Genomic DNA, 21,262 nt, shown 5'->3' on the forward strand with positions numbered 1-21,262 from the left:
CTTTGACCACCCAACTGTTCGAGCTCTTGCGACCGCCTTCCGTAGGGCCACCCAGGCTGAGGGACGGTTTGGTCAACCACAGGATGAACGAGTTGACCCTACGAAGGTGAACTTAGCACATCGTCAACACACAAGGATGACGGGCTTTGGGGATTTTCATCAGGAGGTTCGGCAACACTCTCTCACATCATACCGTTTCTGCTCATTCGCTGTGCATTCTGGCCTTTACAACTACATCTCACGCGGAGGCGCGGAGAAGCGTGATTTTCTCCGCGTCTCCGCGCCCTCCGCGTCTCCGCGTGAGCCGGCAGTAGAACTCGGCGTGCACGTCGAATCATGGAAATCTGTATCAGACGATTGGTCTCTGGTTCTGGTGGGAGCTTTGGCAACCCTCTGAGCGGAGGAAGCCGCATGCGGATGTGGGGAAACGGGTGGATGATGATGATGGGGCCGGCCGCGGCAATGGTGCCGCAGCCGGCGTACGCGCACGTCAAATGGTTCGCGGAGTTCAGCTTTTCCGGCTCGCGGCTGACGGTGGAGCAGGTGACGACCCCGGCGTTCTACGCGCTGACCCTGCTCAGCATGGCGGTGATCGGCGGGATGGTGCCACTGGACCGGCGGCTGGGGGAGGCAGCGTGGTACCGCGCCGTGAACGACTGGCTGGCCGACCGCCGCGGCGAGGCGCTGCTGGTGATGCGCATCGGGGTGTTCGCCACACTGCTGCTGGCGTGGCAGGCGGACGCGCTGCTGGCGCCGGAGCTGCGCGTGTGGGCGGGGTGGATCGGCTGGCTGCAGTTTGGGCTCGCGCTGCTGCTGCTGTTTCCGCGCACGGTGCCGGTCGCGGGCGGCGGGCTGATCGCGCTGTACCTGCTGGGCGCGGCCCGCTTTGGCGCGTTTCACCTGCTGGACTACCTGTTCTTTGCCGGCACGGGCTGGTACCTGCTGGTGAGCCGCGCTCGCGGCGAGCGCATGCGCGGAACGGGGCTTCCCGCGCTGTATGCCACGGTGGGGTTCTCGCTCTGCTGGGTGGCGCTGGAGAAGATGGTGTATCCGCAGTGGGCGCTGTACCTGCTGGACCAGCATCCGCAGCTCGCGCTGGGGCTGGAGATGCGCTTTTTTCTGCTGGCGGCGGCGTTCGTGGAGTTCAGCCTGGGCTACCTGCTCATCATCAACCTGCTGCAGCGGCCGCTGGCGCTGGTCATCACCATCGTCTTCTTCCTGACGACGACGGTGTTCGGCAAGCTGGAGGTGATTGGCCACACGCCGATCCACGCCGCGCTGATCGTGTTTCTGCTGCAGGGGCCGGGGACCACCTGGCAGCCGCCAATCGCCTTTCACCGCAAGCTGGGGCTGCGTACGGCGTTCGCCGCGGTGAACTTCGCCGTTCTGCTGGCCATCCTGCTCCCCCTCTACGCCGCCGCCGCCCAGGCCCAAGCGCGGGAGACGTCACGCACGGCGCAGGCGATCTCCGCCCGATCGCCGCGCTGATACCAGATCCGGAAACGATAGATTCCGGATGGGATGCGGGAAGCGCTTGGAGAGGGTAACGGAAGCCGCGACGTGGCGAGCGGCGCCGCACCGCGCGGCGGAGCGTGGTCAGGGGCTGGGGCGGGGCACCGGCGGCAGCGGCCGTACGGGACTGGCTTGGCCGCACAGGCGCTCGAGCTCGGCCTCCGGAAGCTGCTCCCAGTGCTGCGGGATGGGCGTAAGCCGGCGCTTTTCCGTGGGGCACTCAAACGTCAGCCACCCCGTCGCCAGGTGGGGGGACAGAAAAAGCGGCGGCTTGCGCCGGTCGGTGTTCGCGCGGCGCTCGGGGCCGGTGTAGCGGATTACCGGCTCGGGGCTGCGGCGGTCGTACCCCACCCGCCGCTCGTGCACGTCGTGCAGCCCCGGCATGACGTTCCACACCTGCCAGGTGACCCCTTCTCCCGTCTGGAACGAGCGGATCGGCATGGTGGGTCAGAGGTCCCGGGCCGCTGTCACGCCGAGGGCACCGGCTGCTGCCGCGCCTGCGCGCACAGCGCCTCGAGCTCCGCGTCCGAAGCCGCCTCCCATTCGGCCGGCGGGGGAGACAGGCGCCGCTTTTCGCGCTCGCTGGCAAAGCACACCCAGCCGCCGGTCAGCTCCGGGTGCCGAAGCTCCATCCGCCGCGCCCGCACGCGCCGCTCGGGGGTCCACCCGGGGGTGACGCGCACCCGCCGGTCCGTGCCCGCGCGCTTCTGCGTGTACACCCGGTGCGGCGGTACGTCCCACGCCGTCCAGGCGGTGCCGCTCGAGTCCGTAAATTCGCGAAGTGCCATTTCCTTTCTCGTCGCAGTGAAAGGTGCAGCCGGTTTTCTGATGCAAAGCCCATACCCGCAAACACTTAGCATAATCTGTTTCCACGATCCACGTCCGGAGAACTTCCGCTCTTTCCCTGGTGGAGTGGAGAAAACAGTTGGCGCGATGATTGCTGCAACGGACCTGCGTCGCAGTTGCCGGAGTGTGTCGCGGCCACGAAAAGGGGAAAGCTGATGGCGATGCGCGTTTTCCGTGATCCGGACGGGCGCGAGTGGCAGGTGTGGGACGTGGTGCCCAGCCGCGAGGTGGAGTCGGGCTCGCGCCGCCAGCACTACCTGCCGCCGGAGATGGCGGAGGGGTGGCTCTGCTTTGAGGCCGCCGACCAGAAGCGCCGCCTGACTCCGTTCCCCGCCGGCTGGGAGGAGCGGGACGACGAGTTCATGCACCTGCTCTGCCGCTCCGCCGAGCTGGTCAAGGCGCGCGGCGTGGCGCGTCCCGCGGAAGAGGCGCAACTGGTGGAGGAGGCGCACGGCGCGGACTAAGGTGTCGCCCGACTTCCCGAGCCGGTGATTTCCTGGCCTGCGAGTGTGTTTACGAATCGACCAAGGGCTTGATTTCCTGAGGGAGGCGCCGCTCCGAACCTGCTGCCACAAAGACACTTAGCGCCGACCGAAGGATCTCGCCGGCAGAACCGCGGGGCCGGCTTTCTGTGCTTCAGGTCGTAGCCATGCGTGGGGCAGACGAGATCCTTCGGTCGCGCGCAAACGGTTGTGGAAGTTTGGATTCCGTGTGGCGCTCCCTCAGGAAATCAACGGCCGGATTCGGGAGGTGAACCCGCTCTTGCCGCTCGCGCATCAAAACGAAAGCGGCCCCCGGCGTCGATGCCGGGGGCCGCTGTTCGTTGGTCAGCCGCGCTGGCTCAGGACAGGCGGCGGGGCTCGCCCTCGACGGCGAGCGGCTCACCGGCCACCGTGGCGCCCTGCACGGGAACCGCCGGCTGCGCCAGGTAGTTCTGCTGCGCGTTGGCCTGGATGGACTGCTCATCCACGCCGTTCAGCGCCCGCTTGAAGTCGCGGATGCCCTTGCCCATCCCGTTCGCCAGCTCCGGCAGCCGCTTGGCGCCGAACAGAAGCAGCATGACGAAGAAGATCAGTACAAGCTCGAAAGGACCAAGACCGAGACCCATCGTTACCTCGCTTGAAGGAGCGGAAGCTGCAGCCCGCCGTGAGAAGCATTCGAAAATCCGGCGCCCCGACGGCCTTGTGGCAGGGACTGCCAGTCAGGGCGTGCCAGAGTGCACCTAAGATAACCGCGAAACCCCTGTGCGACAACCGTGCCGCCGCACTTTCAGGGAAACCGGAAATGCTTGTCGGGCAGGACCTTACCCCCGATGGAGCATCCCCGGACTCTGGACGGCGGGCATCAGGCGCCGCCGGCCTCCCCTTCCAGCGCCTGGATTGCCTGCCGCACATGCTCCGGCAGCGGCGCCTTGCGGCCGGCGGCGTAGTCGTACGCCACCAGCGTTCCGCCCCCCTCCGCCGCCACCTCGCCCTGCGCGCGGCTCACGATGCGGTACTCCTGGGTGAAGCGGTCCTCCCCCACCTCCGTGACCCGCGCGCCGATCACCACCGTGTCGGGGTACACCACCGGCCGCCGGTAGCGAGCCTGCGTGGACGCCAGGATGGGCCCCACCTGCTGCTGCGCGCTTAGCTCGCGGAACCCGATGCGCTCCAGGTACGCGATGCGCGCGCCCTCGAAGTAGGTAAAGAACACCGCGTGGTTCACGTGGCGAAAGTAGTCCATCTCCGCCCACGCCACCGGCCACTCCACCACCATCGGATACTCCGCCCGCAGCCGCCGCTCCGCCTCGCTCCAGTCCACGGTGGGCTGGCTGGATGATGATACGTCCGTCATTCGCCTGTTGGATCTCTGCCTTGAAAGCCGCGGTTCCCGTTCACCCGTTCACCCGTTCACCCGTTCACCCGTTCACCCGTTCACCCGTTCACGCCTTCACCTCAGCCGCGCCCAGCCCCGCGGCGCGCCCCGTCGCCCAGGCCCAGAAGAAGTTGTATCCACCGATGGGACCGAAGCAGTCCAGGATTTCGCCGCAGAGAAAGAGGCCCGGGACGACCCGGCTCTCGCCCGTGCGCGGGTCCACCTCGCCCAGCGGCACGCCGCCGCCCGTCACCTCGGCCTTCTTGTACCCCTCGTCGCCGGTCCAGGGGAGCGGATAGCGGGCCAGCGCCTCCACCAGCCGCGCCCGCTCGTCGCGCCGCAGCTGCGAGCGGGTGCGCTCGGGGTCCACGCCGCACTCGTCCAGCAGGGTGTCGGCCAGGCGGTGCGGCAGCTGGCGCCGCACCAGCGAGCCGATGGTGCCCGGCCCCGCCTCCAGCAGCAGCGCCTCCCAGCCGCGCGCGTCCATGGGCGTCCACTGCACCAGCACCGGCTGCCGGCGCCCGGCCTCGCGCGCGGAGCGCACGGCCAGGTGCGACACGTCCAGCACGGTGGGGCCGCTGTAGCCGCGGTGGGTAAAGAGAAAGCCGCCGCGCGCCCGCAGGCTTCCTTTGGCCAGCGGCGCGTCCACCGTCACCTCCAGCGAGATGCCCGCGAGCGGCGCGTGCACCGCCGGGTCCGCCGTAAGCGGGGTGAGCGCGGCGTAGGTGTCGTGCATCCCGTGCCCCAGCTGCCGCACGATGCGCATCCCCGTGCCGTCGCTCCCCGTGGCGGGGACAGACAGGCCGCCAGTGGCCAGGATCACGGCCGCGGCGTCGATCTCCCGGCCGCCGTCCACCAGCACCTTCCACGGCTGGCCCTCCGCCGGCGGGCGCAGGCCGACGACGACGGTATCGAACAGGGTCTCCGCCCCGCAGCGGCGGGCGAGCGCCAGCAGGCCGTCGCGGACGTCGCGGGCGCGGTTGCTTTCGGGAAACAGCTTGCCGGTCTCGGGCTCCAGCACCAGCCGCAGCCCCACCTCGTCCTCGAAAAAGCGGCGCTGCTGCTCCAGGGGCCAGGAGAGCAGCATCTTTTTCATGGAGTTGCGGGACGATTCGGTAAAGTAGCGTCCTGCGTCCACCTGCGAGGGAAGCACGTTGCACCGCCCGCCGCCGCTGATGAGGATCTTGCGGCCGCCGTCGCGGGTGCGCTCCACCAGCAGCGTACGCCGGCCGCCGCGCGCCGCGAAGATCGCCGCCATGGTCCCCGCGGCCCCGGCCCCCACCACCACGATCGGCAGATCGGCGTCCGTCACGTGCTTCTCGTCTCCTGGTAGGGGATTGTTCGCGCGGGATGATACGCGTCAACGTGCCGCGCGGCTACCGGCGAGATCCGTTCCGGGGGGCGGATACGTGTACGTCGGAGGTGTGACGACAAGCATCGAACTGGCGTCCGCGGGGGTGCCCCTCCCCCGGCCCCTCCCCGTTCGTTCCTCACGGAGAGGGGAGCACGTCGATCGCGCTTCGACAGGTGCGTCGCACCTCCCTCCCCCGCGCAGTTTGCGGGGGAGGGCCGGGGAGGGGGGCGCCCACCATCCCGCGCACAGCCTTCCAAAGCGCTCCGAACCGAGCCCCAACCTCAACCCCCCCCGGCAGTTTCGGGGGAGGTGGGCGAGTGGTGCTCGCCCGGAGGGGGCCTCCTCGAGCCTGCCGGAGTGCGGCGCATCCACCCAACATGCCGAACCCCCGGCCTCCCGCGCAAACGCGAGACGCCGGGGGCTCTCCGACCAGGTGCCGTCGCAGGCTATTCCCTATTCCCTATTCCCTGTTCCCTGCAGTCCCCGCCTACTCGTACCGCAGCGCGTCCACCGGATCCAGCCGCGCGGCCTTGAACGCGGGGTACAGGCCGAAGCCCATCCCCGACACCGCCGCCGCCAGCAGCGACGCCGCGATGGCCCACAGCGGGATCGCCGCGGGGATGGGGGTGACGGCCGAGATCAGCGCCGCGACCGCCATCGCGATCAGCAGGCCGATGATGCCGCCGATGAGCGTGACCGTCATCGACTCCACCAGGAACTGCCACAGGATCTCGCGCGGCGTGGCCCCCAGCGCCTTGCGCACGCCGATCTCGCGCGTCCGCTCGGTCACGGAGATCATCATGATCCCCACCACGCCCACGCCGCCCACGATCAGCCCGATCCCCGCCAGCACCAGCATGACGATGGCGAACACCTGGATGATGCCGTTCACCATGTCGGCCAGCGCCTCCTGCCGGACGACGGCGAAGTTGTTCTCCTCGCCGGGGCGCAGGCTGCGGGCCTGGCGCAGCCGCGACGTCACGTCGTCCATCGCCTGCTCCTGCGTGTAGCCCGCGGCGGGCACCACCAGCAGGTTCATCCACTCCGGATCCGCCCCCAGCCGCTTGATGGCGCTGGTGGTGGGGATGATGGCCCAGTTGCCCTGGGCGCCGGAGAAGATGTTTTCCTTCTGCTTGTACACGCCCACCACGCGAAACGCCTGGCCCCGCAGCCGCACCTCCTTGCCCACCGCGCTGCCGCTGGGGAACAGCGCTTCGGCCAGCCCGTCGCTCAGCACGGCCACGCTGCTGCTGCGCGTCTCGTCCACGGGCAGGAAGTTGCGCCCTTCCAGAAAGTCGCCGGGCGAGTAGTCCACCCACTGCGCGCTGTACCCCTGCAGCTGCACCGAGGGCACCGACCGCGAGCGGTACTTGACCGTGCCGCTGGTCCCCGCGCTGGTGGCCACGCTGCGGATGGAGGGCAGGTCGCGCAGCATCTGCGCTTCGGCAAAGGTGAGCGACGGCTTGCCCTCCCACGGCGGCGGCCCCCCGTCGTCCACCATCAGGATCTGCGTCTGGTCGAACCGCTCCACGAAAAAGTTCTTGGGGCCAATGGCGTTCAGGCTGTCCATGATGGAGCCCTGAAAGCCCGAGATGGCGGCGGCCATGGTCATGACCGTGGCCACGCCGATCACGATGCCCAGAATGGTGAGCGAGGCGCGCACCTTGTTGCTGCGCAGCTGCTCCAGGGCGATCAGCACGCCGCCCTTCATGCTCGCGAGATTCATCGTCCGCCTCCTAGTCCGCCCGCAGGGCCACGATGGGGTCCAGCCGCGAGGCCCGCCACGCCGGGTACACGCCCGCCGCCAGCCCCACGCCAATCCCCAGCCCCAGCCCCAGCAGAATGGATCCGGTGGACACCCGCGCCGGCAGCGGCGACACGGCCGAGACCAGCGACGCCAGCCCGATCCCCATGGCGATCCCCACCACCGCGCCCACGCCGCTGAGCGTGCTGCTTTCGATCAGGAACTGCAGCAGGATGTCGCGCCGGCGTGCCCCCAGGCTCTTGCGGATGCCGATCTCGCGCGTGCGCTCCGACACCGACACCAGCATGATGTTCATGATCACCACGGCGCCCACCAGCAGCGACACGGAAACCAGCATGGGAAGCACGGTGAGCATGAACTTGGAGATGGTGTCCCAGAAGCCCATGGACCCCTTGGCCGTTTCCACGGAAAAGTTGTTGTCCTCGCTGGGCCGCAGCCGGCGCAGCGTGCGCAGCAGGCCGATCATCTCCGACTCGGCCTGCGCCATCAGCTCGGCCTGGTCCACCTTGAACGAGATGTCCTCCACCGCGCCCGCGTTGGAAAAGATGCCGCCGTTCACGGGTGATTTGACCGGGGCGATGGCCATGCGGTCCATCGACATCCCGAACAGCGACCCCTGCTTTTCCAGCAGCCCGATCACCCGGTAGGGAAAGCCGCCGATGCGCACCGTCTGCCCCAGCACCGGCCGCCCCTCGAACAGCCCCGCCGCCACGTCCTGCCCCAGCACGATGACGGGAACGCCGCGCTGCGCCTCGTTGCGCGAGAACGGCCGCCCGGCGGCAAAGTCCAGCTCGCGGATGGAGAAGAAGTTCTCCGACGCGCCGATGACGTTCACCCCCTGCACCTCGCGCCCCTTGCCGTCGCCCACCCGCGCCTGCTGGTCGAAGCTGTAGCTGAGCCGGCCGGGGGTGCGGATGTTGGCCGCCAGCCACTCCGCGTCCTGCTGGCGAAAGAGCGGGCGCCGCTGCCACTCGCGCCAGTCCTCCTCCGTCGACGGGCCCTGCAGCTCGGGAATGCGGCGCACCAGCACCGTGTTCTGCCCGAACAGGCGGCCGGCGAACTCCTCCTTCATGTACGCGTCCATCCCCTTGAGCAGGGTGATGACGGCGATCAGAAAGGTGACGCCCACCACCGTGCCCAGCACGGTGAAAAAGGCGCGCAGCTTGTTGGAGCGGATGTTGGCCAGGGCGATGCGCAGCGCCTCGCGAATGCCCATGGCTCAGACCTCCGCGGCCACGGGGTGCGTGCCCCACGCCGTCCCCGCCACCGTCGGCTCCTGCTTGCGGTCGCTGGCGATCTTTCCGTCGCGCAGCGTCACCACCCGCTCCGCGTGCGCGGCGATGTCGGGCTCGTGGGTGACCATGATGATGGTCTGCCCCTCGCCGTGCAGGCGGGCGAACAGCGCCATGATCTCTTCGCTGGTCTGCGAGTCCAGGTTGCCCGTGGGCTCGTCGGCCAGGATGATGCTGGGGCGCGTGACCAGCGCGCGGGCAATGGCCACGCGCTGCCGCTGGCCGCCGGACAGCTGGTTGGGGCGGTGGTCCATGCGGTCGCCCAGCCCCACGTGGCGCAGCGCCTCGGTGGCCCGCTCGCGGCGCTCCTTCTTTCCCGCGCCGCCGTAGACCAGCGGCAGCTCCACGTTCTCGAGCGCCGTGGAGCGCGGCAGCAGGTTGAAGGTCTGGAAGACGAAGCCGATCTCCTTGTTGCGCACGCGCGCCAGCTCGTCCTCGTCCATCCCCGCCACCGGGTGCCCGTTCAGCACGTACTCGCCCGCGGTGGGGGTGTCCAGGCACCCGATCAGGTTCATGAAGGTGCTCTTGCCGCTGCCGGACGGGCCCATGATGGCCACGTACTCGTTGCGGTGGATCTCCAGGTCCACACCGCGCAGCGCGCGCACCGTCTCCGCGCCCAGGTCGTAGTGCTTTTCCAGCCCACGGGTGTGGATCAGCGATGCCGTGCTCATCCCTTCCTCCGTTCCCCGCCCTTGGCCTTGTCCTTTTCGCCCGCCTTGCCCTTTTCCTCCACCACCGGCACCTGCACGGCGTCCTCGTCCTCAAGCTCGCGCACCACGGCGTAGCTGCCGCTGACCACCGTCTCGCCGCCGCGCAGCCCGCGCACCACCTCGAAGTAGCGGTCACCGGCGATGCCGATGGTCACCGGCACCCACTCGGCCTTGCCGTCGCGCACCACGAACACGCCCTCGATCTCTTCTTCGTCCCCGCGCGCGCGGACGGCCGCCTGGTCGGGGTTGTCCTTTTCGTCGTCGCTGACCTTGAACTTCTTTCCGTCGGCGTCGCGCACCGTCAGGGCCAGGATGGGGACGCTGAGCGCGTTGGCCCGGGTCTCGGTGACGATCTCAGCGGTGGCGCTCAGGTCGGGGCGCAGCTCGGCGGGGGGGCTGTCGAGGGTGATGATGACCTCGTAGTCCACCGACTGCTGGTCTGAGCCCTGGCCGCTCGCGCCCGCCAGCTGGATGGAAGAGTTGCCGATGCGCGTCACGCGGCCGGGAAAGACCTGGTTGGGAAAGGCGTCGATCTTGACGGTGGCGCTGTCGCCGATCGTCAGGTTGGGGACGTCGGTCTCGTCGACCTCGACCTTGGCCTCCATCACCGACAGGTCGGCGATGGTCAGCAGGAGCGATCCGGGGTTGTTCATCGTCCCCACCACCGCCGTTTCGCCCTGCTCGATGTTCAGCCGGGTCACGCGGCCGCTCATCGGCGCCACGATGGTGGTCTTGGACGCCTGGTCGCGGGTTTCGCTGAGGGCGGCCTGGGCCTGGGTTACGGCGAAGCGGGCGGCCTGCATCTCCTGCTCGGCCACCTGCGCGGTGGTGCGGGCGTTTTCCACGTCGGCGGCGCTCACCAGCTCGTTGGTCTGCATCAGCTGCTCGGCGCGGCGCAGGTCGGCCTGCGCCTTGGTGAGCTGCGCGCGCGACTGGGCCTCGCGGGCCCGCGCCTGCGACACGCTGGCCTCGGCGCGGCGCACGGCGGCCACGTACTGGGTGGGGTCAATGCGCAGCAGCAGCGCGCCGGCGTTCACCCACTGGCCTTCTTCGACGGCCACCTGCACCACGCGGCCGCTAATGTCGGCGCTGATGTCCACCTTGCGCTTGGGCTCGATCTTTCCGCTGGCGGTCACCACCTCCACCAGCGTGCGGCGGCCCACGGCCTCGGTGCTCACCGCCACGCCGCGGTCGTTGCCGCCGCGCAGGGACAGCGCGCCCAGCGCGCCCACGGCGATCACCACGCCGGCGATGATCAGCACCTTCTTTTTCGTCGACATCATTCGATCGTCCTGTCTACCGGGTGGGGGCCCGTGGTTGTGGCTAGCGAAGGGAGCGGCCGACCAGCGCCTCGAGCGCGGCCAGGGACTTGTGGTACATGTACACGGCGTCGATCACGGCGCGCTCGGCCTCGGACAGGCGCGTCTGCGCGTCGGTTACCTCGATGCTGTTGGCGGCGCCCAGGCGAAAGCGCTCGCGCGCCATCCGCAGCTCTTCGGCGGCGTTCGCGGCCACCTGGCGCTGCAGCTCGGCGGTGCGGTAGGCGGTCTGCGCGTTCAGCAGCCCGGTGCGCACGTCGCGGGTAAGCCGCTGCTCCTGCGCGCGCACGGCCAGTTGCGCGTCGTCGGCCTGCACGCGCGCCTCCTCGATGCGGCGCTCGCGGCTGAGCCCGTCGAACAGGGGGAGCGAGATGCTCATGGAGGCCCGCAGCGGCTGCCGCTCGTAGCCAAAGGGAAAGCTGGGGTTGCCGGCGGCCACCTGGCTGCGCACGGCGGCCCGCACCACGGGGTCGTTCACGTCCAGCTGCGAGCAGTTGGAGGGGGTAAGGCCCACGGCGGTGCGGATGGTGTTTCCCTCGTTGCAGCTGGCAAAGGCGTTCTGCAGCCCGCTCAGCTGCTGGTCAACCAGCGGGTCGATGTTGCCGGCGCTGTACACGGAGCCGGCGAGCCCCACCTGAAAGTTCAGGGTGGGCAGGTAGGCGGAGCGGGCGGCGCGCACCTGGGTCTGCGCGGCGCCCGTGTTCGCCCGGGCGGCGTTCAGGCCGGGGTTGGCCTCCAGCGCCATCCGCACCAGGTCGTCGCCGTTCCAGGTGGGCTCGAAGAGCTGGAACGCGCTTTCCAGCCGGGTGCCGGCGGGCAGGTCCACGCCCATCAGCAGCCCCAGCCGCAGCAGCTCGGTCTCGTACGTGTTCTGCTGCTGCACCACGGACACCTCGGCGCGGCCGCGCTCCACCTGGGCGCGGCGCACGTCCAGCGGCGTGCCCGAGCCCACCTCCAGGCGGGCGTTGGCCAGCCGCTCGTGCTCGCGGGTGCGGTCCACCTCGCGCTGCGCCTGCGCGGCCAGCTCGCCGGCCTGCAGCACGGTCAGGTACTGCTGCTGCACCTGCATCACCAGGTCGGCCTCGTAGCCGGCGATGCGGCTCTCGGCGGCCTGGTGCTGCGAACGGGCCAGGCGGGGCTGCAGGAGCTTGGCGCCGCTCACGTCGTAGCTGAGCCCCACGCGCCAGTCGCTGTCGTAGTACTGCGGCCGCTCGCCGAACACCTCGCTGCCAAAGCGCTGCACGCCCGACGCGGTGTAGCCAAAGCCCGCGTTTACGCTGGCGGAGGGGAGAAAGTCCGCCCGTGCGTTGCGGATTGCGGCCTGGGTGCTGCGCGTGTCGTTGCGCTGGGCCTGCATGTCGGGGTTGTTTTCGCGCGCACGGGCCACGGCCTGCTCCAGCGTGAGCACGGGACCCGGCGGCGAAGGCGGCGTCTGCTGCGCGCGAACGGGCGCGGAGGCCAGTGCAGCCAGCAGCGAAAGGCCCGCGGCGCGGGCAAGGCGTTGAGTCGACATGGGTCGAGATGTCCGTCGGTGATGGGTCCTGCGAGAGATGGGGCGGCGCGGTGGGCCGCTGGCCGCACTACGGGCCGCCCCGAGATTGGTTTCAGATCGCGGCGATGATGAGGGCAACCACGGCGTACAGGGCCAGCAGCACACCCACGGCCGTTCCGGTGCTCACGCGGCGGTTCAGCGCGGCGGCGCCCAGCGCCAGCACCACCACCTGCCACACGAAGAACACGTTCCAGGCGTTCAGGAACTGGTAGACGAACGAATCCCGGTCCATCCCGCCCACCAGCGCGCCCAGTGTGATCCCCTGCATCACCCCCTTCTGCAGGATGATGGGGAGCGACACCAGCTGCCCCACCACGCCGATCAGGCTGGCGTGCGCGATCACGCTCACGTACTGGCGAAAGGTCGCGTTGCCGCCCAGGATCACGTTGAACAGCAGCACCATGATCCCCGCCTGGATGGGCAGAAAGATCCACGGCATGATGGCGCCGCCTCCAATGCCGAACATGCGCTGCATCCTGGCCATGGCCTCCGGGTCCATTCCGGCGGGCACCTCCTGGCCGCGCTGGCGCATGGCCTCTTCCATGGTGTTCATCCATACGTTCTGGGGGATGAGCGCGAGCCCGATCACGCCCAGCACCACGGAAACCAGCATCACGTCCACCCACGGCGGCCGCGCGCCAAAGCGGCTGAACAGCGCCACGGGTGAAAAGAACGTGTCCATCACCCGGCGCGGGAACGAGCCGGCGTGGGGTTCCTGCAGGGCGGGCGGTGCCGCGGTGAGCGTGTCGGACATGGGGGGGACCTCCGGATGGGGGGAGTGGATGCGCCTAAGCTAATGGCGCCGGGTTACGGCCGGTAGCGTGCTGATCGATCCGGCCGCGGGTGGATACGGACGGGTGGAGGATGAAGTTGCGCGGCAGCTCTGGATGGCGATGCGGATCGCGCGACGCCCATGATGGTGGAGCGGGTGGACGGTTTTCCAGATCGCGCATCAGGTGGGTGCGATCGACACGTTTCCGTGCGTTTCATAGGTCATCCACCGATCCGCATGCCTCTCCAAAAAAATTCTCATGGCCCCCTGCCGCATTCCGTCTCTTTCGCGTTCCCGAGACGCCTACAGAAGATCGTGCCTCGTCGACCACCCCATCATCACCCGACACATGGGAAGCCCGGCTGCGGATCGCGACATCATCAGGATCAGTACGGAATCCGGAAAACAAACATGGGAAGGTACCGAGGGACCGAGAACAGCCAGAGGAACAGATGTGATCCGCATTCCGTCCTCTGTTCCTCTGCCTGTTGTCTGTTCCTCTGTACCCTGACCTCTGTTTCCCGTAGTCCGACTTGGGGTTAGGCGTCTAGCCGGATTGAGCATCAAAGGGAACGGCGCGATGACGATCATCCACACGAGAGGAGGAAAAAAAGGAGCGCCGGTGTTCGGTACCGGCGCTCCTTCGGTCGATGCTCTGCGTACGGCGGCGTGTCAGCGCGGCATTCGCGTGCGTTCGGCGCGGTAGGCGCGCGCGGGGATCTCCACGCGCACCACTCGGTTGAGCGCGTCGACCCACACGTGGCGCTCGTCGCCGCCCTCGGGCTGCACGATCAGGTGAAAGAGCGTCGCCTCCACGCCGCCGACGGTGACCGCCTCCTCGCCACGGCTGGCGACGGTGGCCATCACCTGCCGGTTCTCGCGGGGAACGATGACGGGAACACGGCCCTGGTGCGTGCGCTGCGCCAGGAACTGGTAGTGGTGCGCTACCCCCGGATCCAGCACCACCGCGCCCTCGCTGGCCAGGTACTCCCGAAGCTGCTCGCCCGACGCGTTGCCGATCTTGGCGCTGAACCGCCTGCCGCTCACGGTGCCCACCACGCGGCTGGGCGAGCTGCCGCCCACGTTCACCTGGTAGTTGACCGGGTCGGCGCCCACGCCGCGCGTGGTGAGGCGCGGCTCCAGGTCCAGGCTGCCCTCGGGCAGCTGCACCCGCACCTTTCCAGTGGCCACCAGCTCCGCTCCCGCGCCGGTGCCTGCCTGGGTGATGAGAAACTGCTCGGTCCCCACCTGGCGGTCCTCCACGTAAACCACAAAGGTGCCGCTGTCCACCTGCTGCGCCCACGCTTCCACCGGTGCGGCAAGGGCAAGCCCCAGCAGGGCGAAGGTATACGGGATGAGCTTCTGGCTGATCTTCATCGATTCCTCGTTGGATGGCCGCCGCAAGACGCGGCGGCGTCGGTCCGCACGCTCCGTACCCCGCGGGGAGGCACGGGTTTCGGCGCGGGGTGGGGAGGATGCGGTTGAAGACGAGGTGCGAAGCGGATTTAGGAGGCGGATCGAGGCGTCGGGATCGAGGCTCGGCGAACGGGATCGAACTGCGTCCGCGGTGCCCCTCCCCCGGCCCCTCCCCGCTCGTTCCTCGCGGAGAGGGGAGACGTCGATCCCGTTTCGACAGGCACGGTGGCGTCCGCCGTTTCGTGCGGCGCCGGGCGAAAGGTGCGCGTCACCTCTCCGCGACGCAGGTTGTACGGGAGCTTGCGAGAGGCGAGCGCCAGCCGCACGCTCCACCCTCCGCCGAAAAGGAGGCCGTCGCGTGAGGGATGCGCGCCCGCAGGGCCGAGAACCCGGCGCGCATGCACGAGACTGGAGGAAACGTGACGAGGCCGGTGCGCGCCGGGGGCTCGGCGCCGTTGGCAACCGTTGTATCGTTGCCTACGGCGCGCGCAGCCCGACCCGGAGCGCAGCGGAGGGGCACGCCCAACCCAACGCCCTTCATCCCTTGAAGTTACGCCGTACACAGAGACGAAGCTACTCCTCGTCCTCGTCGGGCGGGGGGGCGATGAATACCTTGAGGCGGATCTTCTGAAGGATGTGCTCGTAGATCAGCCGCCCCTTCTCGTGCGTGGCCAGCGCGGCGCTGCCCAGCGTGCCCCGGCTGGCGGGGGGGATGCGCCGCAGCCGCCCAACGACGAACTTTCGGACCTTTCGGGGGTCCTCCGTGGGGTCCTTGATCCGGTCCATGAGCACGGCGTCCGGCCGCAGGTGCAGCAGCAGCGAGGTAAGCGCCTCGTCGGCGTGCTCCTGGTGGGTGGCGCCGTCCAGCAGCGCGGACAGGTCCACGTTCAGCGCCTCGACCACGCGCACGCGGCCCGTGGGGGCCCGCAGGGTGGCGATGGCTTCGGCGTGCGGCACGTGCGCGTTGGCGGTGATGGCGATGAACTCGTCGAACCCTTGCGACGACCACACGGCCAGCAACTCGTTGAGGGCCCGGTGCAGCGTCTTGGCGCGCAGGGCGGCGGTGCCGGCGTACGCGTCCTCGCCGGGGATGTTGACGCCGTAGTGAAAGGTGGGCGCGCGCAGCACGCCAAACTCCTGCGACAGGTCGCGCGCAAGCGCCTCGGCCACGCAGGTGCCGGCGCCCACGGGCAGGTGCGGACCCGACTGGTCGCACGCGCCCACCGGCAGAATGAGCCGGCGGTCGTGCTTCAGGTGGGCGCGGACGTCCGTCCACGGCAGTTCGCTGATGGCGTAGGAGCGCATGGGCTTGAGCATCGAAACGACGCTAGCGGGTGAACCGGCGCAGGCGCAAGCCGCACCGTCCGCGCCGCCGCGCCGATCGTCCCGCTTGAACGGGGATGCGGCGGGGTGGGCGGGGGGGTGGATTGCGCTGCTGCTGCTGGCCGTATGGCTGCAGCGGCTTACCCCCGGCTGGATCCCCGCGGCGGCGGTCGCGGCGGGCGCGTGGGCGGTGCTGGCCCGCTCCGCCGGCCGCCCCTGGCGCATCGCCGGCGCCCTGGCGATGGCCGTGACCCTCGCCCTGGCGGCGCGTACGCAGTACCGGCTGGTGCGGGTGTCGACGGACTGGGGCAACGTGCGCGCCGCGGTCGACTCGATCGCGGGGACGCGGGTGCACGCCGACCTGAACCGCCTGTTCGACCGCGGCGGCGAGGCGGTGCTGGGCGCGGCGGACCTGGTGGGGCCGCGGACGCGGGTGAACGCCGCCCTGTTCGCCCGGCTGGACGAGACGCGGAGGCGGACGGGGATGGCGGCGCTGGCCGTCTACCGCGCGGACGGATCGCCGCTGGTGTGGGCGGGGGAGCACCGGGGGATGGTGCCGGACTCGGTGCGCCGGGGGCTGGTGGAATCGTCCTTCTCGTCCGGGCCGCTCTTTGGATACGTGTACTTCGCGGAGCGGCTGAGAAGCGGCAACGTGGCGGTGGCGGCCATGCTGCTGGACGCGCACGTGGAGGTGGGGGAGGGGACGGAGCCGTACGCCGACCGCTTCGCCCGGCGCAACGGCGTGGTGCCCACCTTCACCACCCCCGCGCTGGCCCAGGGCGACGACATCTGGGACTGGACGACGGAAAACGACACCATCCTGAGCGGCGTCTTCGAGGCGCTTACGCAGGACCGCTGGCGCGACCGCGTCTCGCGCCACGGGCGCTGGGAGGTGGCGGGCGCCTGGCTGGTGGCGGCGATGCTGCTGGCGATCGCCTGGTACCGCGGCGCGTCCCGCCCGCCGGGGCTTCCCGTGGCGGTGCTGACGCTGTCGCTGGTGCTGATCCCCATGGGCGAGGTGCTGGAGGGGACCTCGGGGGCGCAGAGCGCCTTTTCTCCCGTACGCTTTGTCCTTCCTTTTCCCGGCGACGTGACGCTGGGGCAGCTGCTGGTGGTGCTGCTGGGGCTGGCCGTCTGGCTGCTGGCGCGGCTGCAGCCGGCGAAGGCGGCGGACCGCCTGCCGATCGGCGTGCGCATCATCCTGGCGGGGGCGGCGCTGGCGGGGGCGCTGGCGCTGGTGCGCGCGTCGGTGGCGGCGGGGGTGCTGGCCGACCGCGCGGCCGGGGGAGCGCCGCTGGTGGTGGCGCTGGCGCTGCTGGGGGCCATCCCCCTCTTCGTCCTGCTGGGCCGGCGGGCGGACGGGGACGCGCGGGTGCGGCCGGAGCTGGTGGTGGCGGCGCTCGTCCTTGCGGGAGTGATGGCGCTCGGCCTGGTCGCGGCCTGGTGGCGGCCGGGGCGCGAGGTGCCGTTCTGGGCGGCGGCGCTGTGGGCGGCGCCGTTCGGGATCGCGTGCGCCGCCGTGCCGCGGAGCGAGATCCGCCGCGGCGCGCTGCTCCCCTGGGTGTGCGCGGGGTGGATCGCGGCGACGCTGGCGCTGAGCACCCTGTGGACCATGCACCTGAACGAGCGGCTGCGCGTTTCCGAGCGCGAGATCGCGCGGCTGGGGACGCAGGCGGACCCGTTCCTGGACTTTCTCCTCCGCCAGTTCAGCGAGCAGGTGCTGCGGCTGGACGCGGAAGGGCGGCGCGGGGTGAGCCTGCTGTACCAGGCGTGGGTGGAGGCGGGGCTGGCGCGGGAGGGGTACGAGGGCCGCGTGACGCTGTGGCAGGACGGCATCGCGGCCACGGAGCTGCGCCTGGCCGACGCGGCGGTGCCGGCGGAGCGCGTGGCGCAGTTGCTGGAGGCGGCGCGCGGGGCAGAGGAGCCACGGCTGGAGCGGGTGACCAACGTTCCCGGACTGTACTACCTGCTGGTGGTGCCCCTGACGGCGGGGCAGAGCGTGTCCGTCGCCGTCCCGCCGCGCGCGTACCTGGGAAGGTCGACTTCGCTGGCCCGGTTCCTGGATCCCGAGAAGCCGGCGGACACCGGCGTGGGCGCGGCGACGCTGTCGCTGGTTCCCGCGACGGCGCACGCCGCGCCCCCCGGGCCCGCGATGCTCTGGGTGCGGACGGAGGACGGGTGGCGCAGCGAAACGAGCGTGACGTTCCCCGGCGCGGCGATGCACGCGCACATGCTGGTGCCCACGCCCTCGCGCTTCATCCTGTTCGCGCGCGGGCTGCTGGCGCTGGTGATGGTCGTCGTCGTGGCGACGGCGCTGTGGGCGCTGGCGCGGACGCTCTGCGGCGAGCCGCTGGGGGTGGACCGCGCGCAGTGGGGGTGGCTGTTCACCTTCCGCGGCCGGCTGACGGGCGCGCTGTTCGTCTTCTTCCTTCTGCCCATGGCGGCGTTCGGCGCCACTGCGTACCGCGCGCTGTCGCGGGAGGTGGAGCGGACGGCGGCGGCGCTGGCGGAGCGGGCGCTCACCCAGGCGGAGAACGAGGCGCACGGCCAGCCGCTGGGCGACCTGGCGCGGCACGTGGGCGCGGACCTGCTGCTGTACCGCGACGGCGTGCTTTCCCAGGCCGCGACGCCGGAGGTGATCGACCTGGGGCTGTACCACGCCTGGCTGCCGCCGCCCGTTTTCCTGGACTTTGCCGTGGGCGAGGCGGTGGAGCGCACGGAGAACCGCGAGCTGGCCAGCCACGAGTACCTCGTCGCCTACCGCCGCTTCGGCGACCGGCAGGTGCTGGCCTCGCCCACGCCGCTGGCCACGGGCGAGATCGCGCGCCGGCAGCAGGAGCTGGCGGACGTGGTGGCGCTGGCGGGGCTGATGGGCGCGGCGCTCTCCATCGTCCTTTCCCTCCTGGTGGGACGCGCGCTGTCGCGGCCGATCGAGGCGCTTTCCGGCGCGGCGACGGCGGTGGGCGCGGGCGACCTGTCCGTGCGGCTGCCCTCGGGCCGGCGGGACGAGTTCGGCCGCGTGTACCGCTCGTTCAACCGCATGGTGCGCAGTCTGCGCCAGGCCCGCACCGCCCTTGTCCGCGAGACGCGGCGTACGGAGGCGATCGTCTCCGAGGCGGGGACGGGCGTGCTGGCGCTGGACGCCACCGGGCGCGTGCAGCTGATCAACCCCCGCGCGGGGCAGATCCTGGGCGCGGAGGTACCCGTCGGCTCGCGGATCCCGGAGGACGAGCCGGTGCAGGCGGCGGTCGCGGCCACGCTGCGCGACTTTCTGGCCTCCGGCGCGCGCGAGCGGGTGGAGGAGCGCGAGGTGGAGGGACGCACGATCCGCCTGCGGATGCGCAGCCTGCACACGGACGGGCCGCGTGGCGCGGTGCTGGTGGTGGAGGACGTGACGCGCGAGATCACCTCCGCGCGCGTGCTGGCCTGGGGCGAGATGGCGCGGCAGGTGGCGCACGAGATCAAGAACCCGCTCACGCCCATCAAGCTGGCGGTGCAGCACCTTCGCCGCGCGTACGCGGACGGCCGCGACGACTTTGGCACCATCCTGGACCGCAACGTCGCCTCCATCCTTCAGGAGATCGACCACCTGGGCGAGATCAGCCGCGCGTTCGCCCGCTTTGGCGCGCCGGCGGAGCAAGGCACTCCCGTGGAGCCGGTAGACGTGCGCCGCGTGGCCGAGGACACGCTGGCCCTGTACCGCGGCGGCCACGACGGTATCGAGTACGTGCTCGACGTTCCGCCGGAGCTGCCGCGCGTGCTGGCCCGCTCCGGCGAGCTGAAAGAGGTGCTGCTGAACGTGCTGGAGAACGCGAGGGCGGCGCTGGACGGCGGCGGGTCGGTGCGCATTGCGGCGGTGCCGGCGGGCGGCGGGCAGTGGCTGCATGTGGACGTGGCGGATTCCGGCGAGGGCATTCCGGCCGAGTCGCTGCCGCGCATCTTCGAGCCGCAGTTCTCCACGCGCAGCAGCGGCACGGGTCTCGGGCTGGCCATCGTGAAGCGGCTGGTGGAGGCGTGGGGCGGGGAGGTGACGGTGGATTCGATGCCGGGGCAGGGGACGACGGTGCACCTGCGTCTGCGGGTGGTGAACGGGTGAAGGGGTGGACGGGTGTGATGGTGTGATGGTGTGATGGGAGTGCGGGAGTGCGGGAGTGCGGGAGTGCGGGAGTGCGGGAGTGCGGGAGTGCGGGAGTGCGGGAGTGCGGGAATGCGGGAGTGCGGGAATGCGGGAGTGCGGGAGTGCGCGCGGGAGGCGGAACGGGGGCGCTTGGAATGAGCCACAGGTGGTCTCGGAGGTGCGGCAGAGACCTCTCGTGAGGCTCGGTAACCAAGCGTCCAAGGATGCTCTATTCGATTTGCGTTTGCTGCGGATATTGCGAATAGTGTAGATGTTGATTACGTTTGAGGCGGAAGTTTTCTGAACCGGAAACAGTGCCCAATGGTCGCAGAACCCATCGGCGTCATCGAGCCCGATGCGCAGCTCTCACAGGCGGCGCTTCGAGCGCATGGAATCGTCGCCGATGCGGTGCGGGAGGCGCCGGAAACGCAGGATGCATCCGGTACCGTGCACATCGAGCGGTTGGAGGTGCCACGGCCGGTAGCCCGGCTGCTCATCCGCATTCTCGACGACCTTTCGCAGGGGCACGCGGTCGCGGTTCACACCATCGCCAGCGGGGAGGAAGAAGTGTCTACCAGCCAGGCAGCGCGCATTCTGGGCATGTCGCGGCCCACGCTCATCGACCTGCTCGAAAAGGGCGCCATCCCCTTTCGCCGGGTGGGGACGCACCGTCGCGTGCCCACGCTCGACCTGCTCGCCTACAAGGCGCGTATGGGGCAGGGCGCCATGCCCTCGCGCGCCGAAAAGCTGCGCGCGCTTGAGGAGTCGGCCGACTACACCGACCGGCTGGGCCTGGGCTACTGATGCGGCCCGCACCGGCAGCGGTGCTGGACGCCAACGTTCTCTTTCCCTTCCAGCTTCGCAACCTGCTGCTGCACCTTGCCGTCGACGGCCTGTTCGAGCCCCTGTGGTCCGAGCAGATCGTCGGCGAGTGCGTGCGCAACCTGCGCCTGCGCGCCGGGCTGACGGACGCGCAGTGCGGGCACCTGTCCGGGCAGATGCGGGCTGCGTTTCCCGAGGCGTGGGGAACCGGCTACGAGGGCGCGGCGGACGGGCTGGTGCTGCCGGACGAGGGCGACCGCCACGTGATCGCGCTGGCGGTGCACCACGAGGCGGAGTTCATCATCACCCGCAACGCGAAGCATTTTCCGCCAGCGGTGCTCCGGCCGTTCGGCATCCGGCCGCTGGATCCGGATGTGTTCATCGTCAGGCTTTGGCGCAGGGACGCGCCGGCGGTGCTCGCGGCGGCGGAACGGCATCGCCTTTCCTTGCGCCGCGCTCCTCTTGCGCCCGAACGTTACCTGGATTCCCTACGCACGCACGCGGAGCTGCCGCGAACCGCCCGCAGGCTGCTCGCGGCAGGATTCGCGGCGATGATGCCGGCGTAATGCGCCTCCCTCGGACGGGAGGCGCGTCTCTTTCGACGG

18 protein-coding genes are annotated in these 21,262 nt (G+C 70.2%); 5 read left to right on the forward strand and 13 right to left on the reverse strand.

Annotated features, from left to right (window positions below; translation table 11 throughout):
- Nucleotides 1-411 precede the first annotated feature (411 nt).
- The gene (locus tag ACOJUJ_RS01675; protein ID WP_420125104.1) at nucleotides 412-1,488 is read left to right on the forward strand and encodes a hypothetical protein; all 1,077 of its coding nucleotides are present in this window, start codon (nucleotides 412-414) and stop codon (nucleotides 1,486-1,488) included.
- A gap of 108 nt (nucleotides 1,489-1,596) precedes the next feature.
- Here ACOJUJ_RS01675 and ACOJUJ_RS01680 read toward each other — a convergent pair whose 3' ends face one another.
- Both ACOJUJ_RS01680 and ACOJUJ_RS01685 read right to left on the reverse strand, forming a co-directional pair.
- Entirely contained in the window at nucleotides 1,597-1,953 is a 357-nt protein-coding gene (locus ACOJUJ_RS01680) for a hypothetical protein (protein ID WP_420125105.1), read from the reverse strand.
- A 26-nt stretch (nucleotides 1,954-1,979) separates the two neighbouring features.
- Nucleotides 1,980-2,300 carry a hypothetical protein gene (locus ACOJUJ_RS01685; RefSeq protein WP_420125106.1) on the reverse strand — a complete coding sequence of 107 codons (321 nt, stop codon included), beginning with the start codon at nucleotides 2,298-2,300 and terminating at the stop codon, nucleotides 1,980-1,982.
- A 213-nt stretch (nucleotides 2,301-2,513) separates the two neighbouring features.
- On the opposite strand from ACOJUJ_RS01685, the gene ACOJUJ_RS01690 reads away from it, so the two are divergent.
- The gene (locus ACOJUJ_RS01690) at nucleotides 2,514-2,822 is read left to right on the forward strand and encodes a hypothetical protein (protein WP_420125107.1); all 309 of its coding nucleotides are present in this window, start codon (nucleotides 2,514-2,516) and stop codon (nucleotides 2,820-2,822) included.
- Nucleotides 2,823-3,199: 377 nt separating this feature from the next.
- On the opposite strand, the gene ACOJUJ_RS01695 is transcribed toward ACOJUJ_RS01690, so the two are convergent.
- The 11 genes from ACOJUJ_RS01695 to ACOJUJ_RS01745 form a co-directional block, all read right to left on the reverse strand.
- Nucleotides 3,200-3,466 carry a Sec-independent protein translocase subunit TatA/TatB gene (locus ACOJUJ_RS01695; protein ID WP_420125108.1) on the reverse strand — a complete coding sequence of 89 codons (267 nt, stop codon included), beginning with the start codon at nucleotides 3,464-3,466 and terminating at the stop codon, nucleotides 3,200-3,202.
- A gap of 236 nt (nucleotides 3,467-3,702) precedes the next feature.
- Nucleotides 3,703-4,194, reverse strand: coding sequence for an acyl-CoA thioesterase (locus ACOJUJ_RS01700; RefSeq protein WP_420125109.1), 492 nt, complete (start codon nucleotides 4,192-4,194; stop codon nucleotides 3,703-3,705).
- 88 nt (nucleotides 4,195-4,282) lie between these two features.
- Nucleotides 4,283-5,527: an NAD(P)/FAD-dependent oxidoreductase gene (locus tag ACOJUJ_RS01705; protein WP_420125110.1), complete on the reverse strand. Its 1,245-nt coding sequence runs from the start codon at nucleotides 5,525-5,527 to the stop codon at nucleotides 4,283-4,285.
- A gap of 529 nt (nucleotides 5,528-6,056) precedes the next feature.
- Nucleotides 6,057-7,295: an ABC transporter permease gene (locus tag ACOJUJ_RS01710; protein WP_420125111.1), complete on the reverse strand. Its 1,239-nt coding sequence runs from the start codon at nucleotides 7,293-7,295 to the stop codon at nucleotides 6,057-6,059.
- A gap of 10 nt (nucleotides 7,296-7,305) precedes the next feature.
- Nucleotides 7,306-8,550, reverse strand: a complete 1,245-nt coding sequence (locus ACOJUJ_RS01715; protein ID WP_420125112.1) for an ABC transporter permease — start codon at nucleotides 8,548-8,550, stop codon at nucleotides 7,306-7,308.
- A gap of 3 nt (nucleotides 8,551-8,553) precedes the next feature.
- Nucleotides 8,554-9,297, reverse strand: coding sequence for an ABC transporter ATP-binding protein (locus tag ACOJUJ_RS01720; protein ID WP_420125113.1), 744 nt, complete (start codon nucleotides 9,295-9,297; stop codon nucleotides 8,554-8,556).
- Nucleotides 9,294-10,616, reverse strand: a complete 1,323-nt coding sequence (locus ACOJUJ_RS01725) for an efflux RND transporter periplasmic adaptor subunit (protein ID WP_420125114.1) — start codon at nucleotides 10,614-10,616, stop codon at nucleotides 9,294-9,296. Before ACOJUJ_RS01725 ends, ACOJUJ_RS01720 begins: the two co-directional genes overlap by 4 nt.
- Nucleotides 10,617-10,659: 43 nt before the next feature.
- The gene (locus ACOJUJ_RS01730) at nucleotides 10,660-12,168 is read right to left on the reverse strand and encodes a TolC family protein (RefSeq protein WP_420125115.1); all 1,509 of its coding nucleotides are present in this window, start codon (nucleotides 12,166-12,168) and stop codon (nucleotides 10,660-10,662) included.
- A gap of 91 nt (nucleotides 12,169-12,259) precedes the next feature.
- Nucleotides 12,260-12,961, reverse strand: a complete 702-nt coding sequence (locus ACOJUJ_RS01735) for a YIP1 family protein (RefSeq protein ID WP_420125116.1) — start codon at nucleotides 12,959-12,961, stop codon at nucleotides 12,260-12,262.
- Between the two features lie 690 nt (nucleotides 12,962-13,651).
- Nucleotides 13,652-14,356: a hypothetical protein gene (locus ACOJUJ_RS01740; protein WP_420125117.1), complete on the reverse strand. Its 705-nt coding sequence runs from the start codon at nucleotides 14,354-14,356 to the stop codon at nucleotides 13,652-13,654.
- Nucleotides 14,357-14,968: 612 nt separating this feature from the next.
- On the reverse strand, nucleotides 14,969-15,712 hold the full coding sequence (locus ACOJUJ_RS01745) for a creatininase family protein (RefSeq protein WP_420125118.1): 744 nt from the start codon (nucleotides 15,710-15,712) through the stop codon (nucleotides 14,969-14,971).
- Here ACOJUJ_RS01745 and ACOJUJ_RS01750 point away from each other — a divergent pair.
- The 3 genes from ACOJUJ_RS01750 (at nucleotide 15,705) to ACOJUJ_RS01760 (ending at nucleotide 21,223) form a co-directional block, all read left to right on the forward strand.
- The gene (locus tag ACOJUJ_RS01750; protein WP_420125119.1) at nucleotides 15,705-19,814 is read left to right on the forward strand and encodes an ATP-binding protein; all 4,110 of its coding nucleotides are present in this window, start codon (nucleotides 15,705-15,707) and stop codon (nucleotides 19,812-19,814) included. The genes ACOJUJ_RS01745 and ACOJUJ_RS01750 overlap by 8 nt on opposite strands.
- A 342-nt stretch (nucleotides 19,815-20,156) precedes the next feature.
- Nucleotides 20,157-20,639, forward strand: a complete 483-nt coding sequence (locus ACOJUJ_RS01755; protein ID WP_420125120.1) for a helix-turn-helix domain-containing protein — start codon at nucleotides 20,157-20,159, stop codon at nucleotides 20,637-20,639.
- Nucleotides 20,639-21,223 (forward strand): PIN domain-containing protein, encoded by a 585-nt coding sequence (locus ACOJUJ_RS01760; RefSeq protein WP_420125121.1) that lies wholly within the window; start codon nucleotides 20,639-20,641, stop codon nucleotides 21,221-21,223. The genes ACOJUJ_RS01755 and ACOJUJ_RS01760 overlap by 1 nt, the downstream gene beginning before the upstream one ends.
- Nucleotides 21,224-21,262: the final 39 nt, after the last annotated feature.

Source organism: Longimicrobium sp. (assembly GCF_048594345.1).
Taxonomy (GTDB): Bacteria; Gemmatimonadota; Gemmatimonadetes; order Longimicrobiales; family Longimicrobiaceae; genus Longimicrobium.

Coding starts and splice junctions, on each gene's coding strand:
- ACOJUJ_RS01740 (WP_420125117.1), bottom strand. CDS start 14,356: ATGAAGATCAGCCAGAAGCTCATCCCGTATACCTTCGCCCTGCTGGGG.
- ACOJUJ_RS01715 (WP_420125112.1), bottom strand. CDS start 8,550: ATGGGCATTCGCGAGGCGCTGCGCATCGCCCTGGCCAACATCCGCTCC.
- ACOJUJ_RS01695 (WP_420125108.1), bottom strand. CDS start 3,466: ATGGGTCTCGGTCTTGGTCCTTTCGAGCTTGTACTGATCTTCTTCGTC.
- ACOJUJ_RS01745 (WP_420125118.1), bottom strand. CDS start 15,712: ATGCTCAAGCCCATGCGCTCCTACGCCATCAGCGAACTGCCGTGGACG.
- ACOJUJ_RS01685 (WP_420125106.1), bottom strand. CDS start 2,300: ATGGCACTTCGCGAATTTACGGACTCGAGCGGCACCGCCTGGACGGCG.
- ACOJUJ_RS01675 (WP_420125104.1), top strand. CDS start 412: ATGCGGATGTGGGGAAACGGGTGGATGATGATGATGGGGCCGGCCGCG.
- ACOJUJ_RS01700 (WP_420125109.1), bottom strand. CDS start 4,194: ATGACGGACGTATCATCATCCAGCCAGCCCACCGTGGACTGGAGCGAG.
- ACOJUJ_RS01680 (WP_420125105.1), bottom strand. CDS start 1,953: ATGCCGATCCGCTCGTTCCAGACGGGAGAAGGGGTCACCTGGCAGGTG.
- ACOJUJ_RS01755 (WP_420125120.1), top strand. CDS start 20,157: ATGGTCGCAGAACCCATCGGCGTCATCGAGCCCGATGCGCAGCTCTCA.
- ACOJUJ_RS01720 (WP_420125113.1), bottom strand. CDS start 9,297: ATGAGCACGGCATCGCTGATCCACACCCGTGGGCTGGAAAAGCACTAC.
- ACOJUJ_RS01760 (WP_420125121.1), top strand. CDS start 20,639: ATGCGGCCCGCACCGGCAGCGGTGCTGGACGCCAACGTTCTCTTTCCC.
- ACOJUJ_RS01725 (WP_420125114.1), bottom strand. CDS start 10,616: ATGTCGACGAAAAAGAAGGTGCTGATCATCGCCGGCGTGGTGATCGCC.
- ACOJUJ_RS01735 (WP_420125116.1), bottom strand. CDS start 12,961: ATGTCCGACACGCTCACCGCGGCACCGCCCGCCCTGCAGGAACCCCAC.
- ACOJUJ_RS01710 (WP_420125111.1), bottom strand. CDS start 7,295: ATGAATCTCGCGAGCATGAAGGGCGGCGTGCTGATCGCCCTGGAGCAG.
- ACOJUJ_RS01690 (WP_420125107.1), top strand. CDS start 2,514: ATGGCGATGCGCGTTTTCCGTGATCCGGACGGGCGCGAGTGGCAGGTG.
- ACOJUJ_RS01730 (WP_420125115.1), bottom strand. CDS start 12,168: ATGTCGACTCAACGCCTTGCCCGCGCCGCGGGCCTTTCGCTGCTGGCT.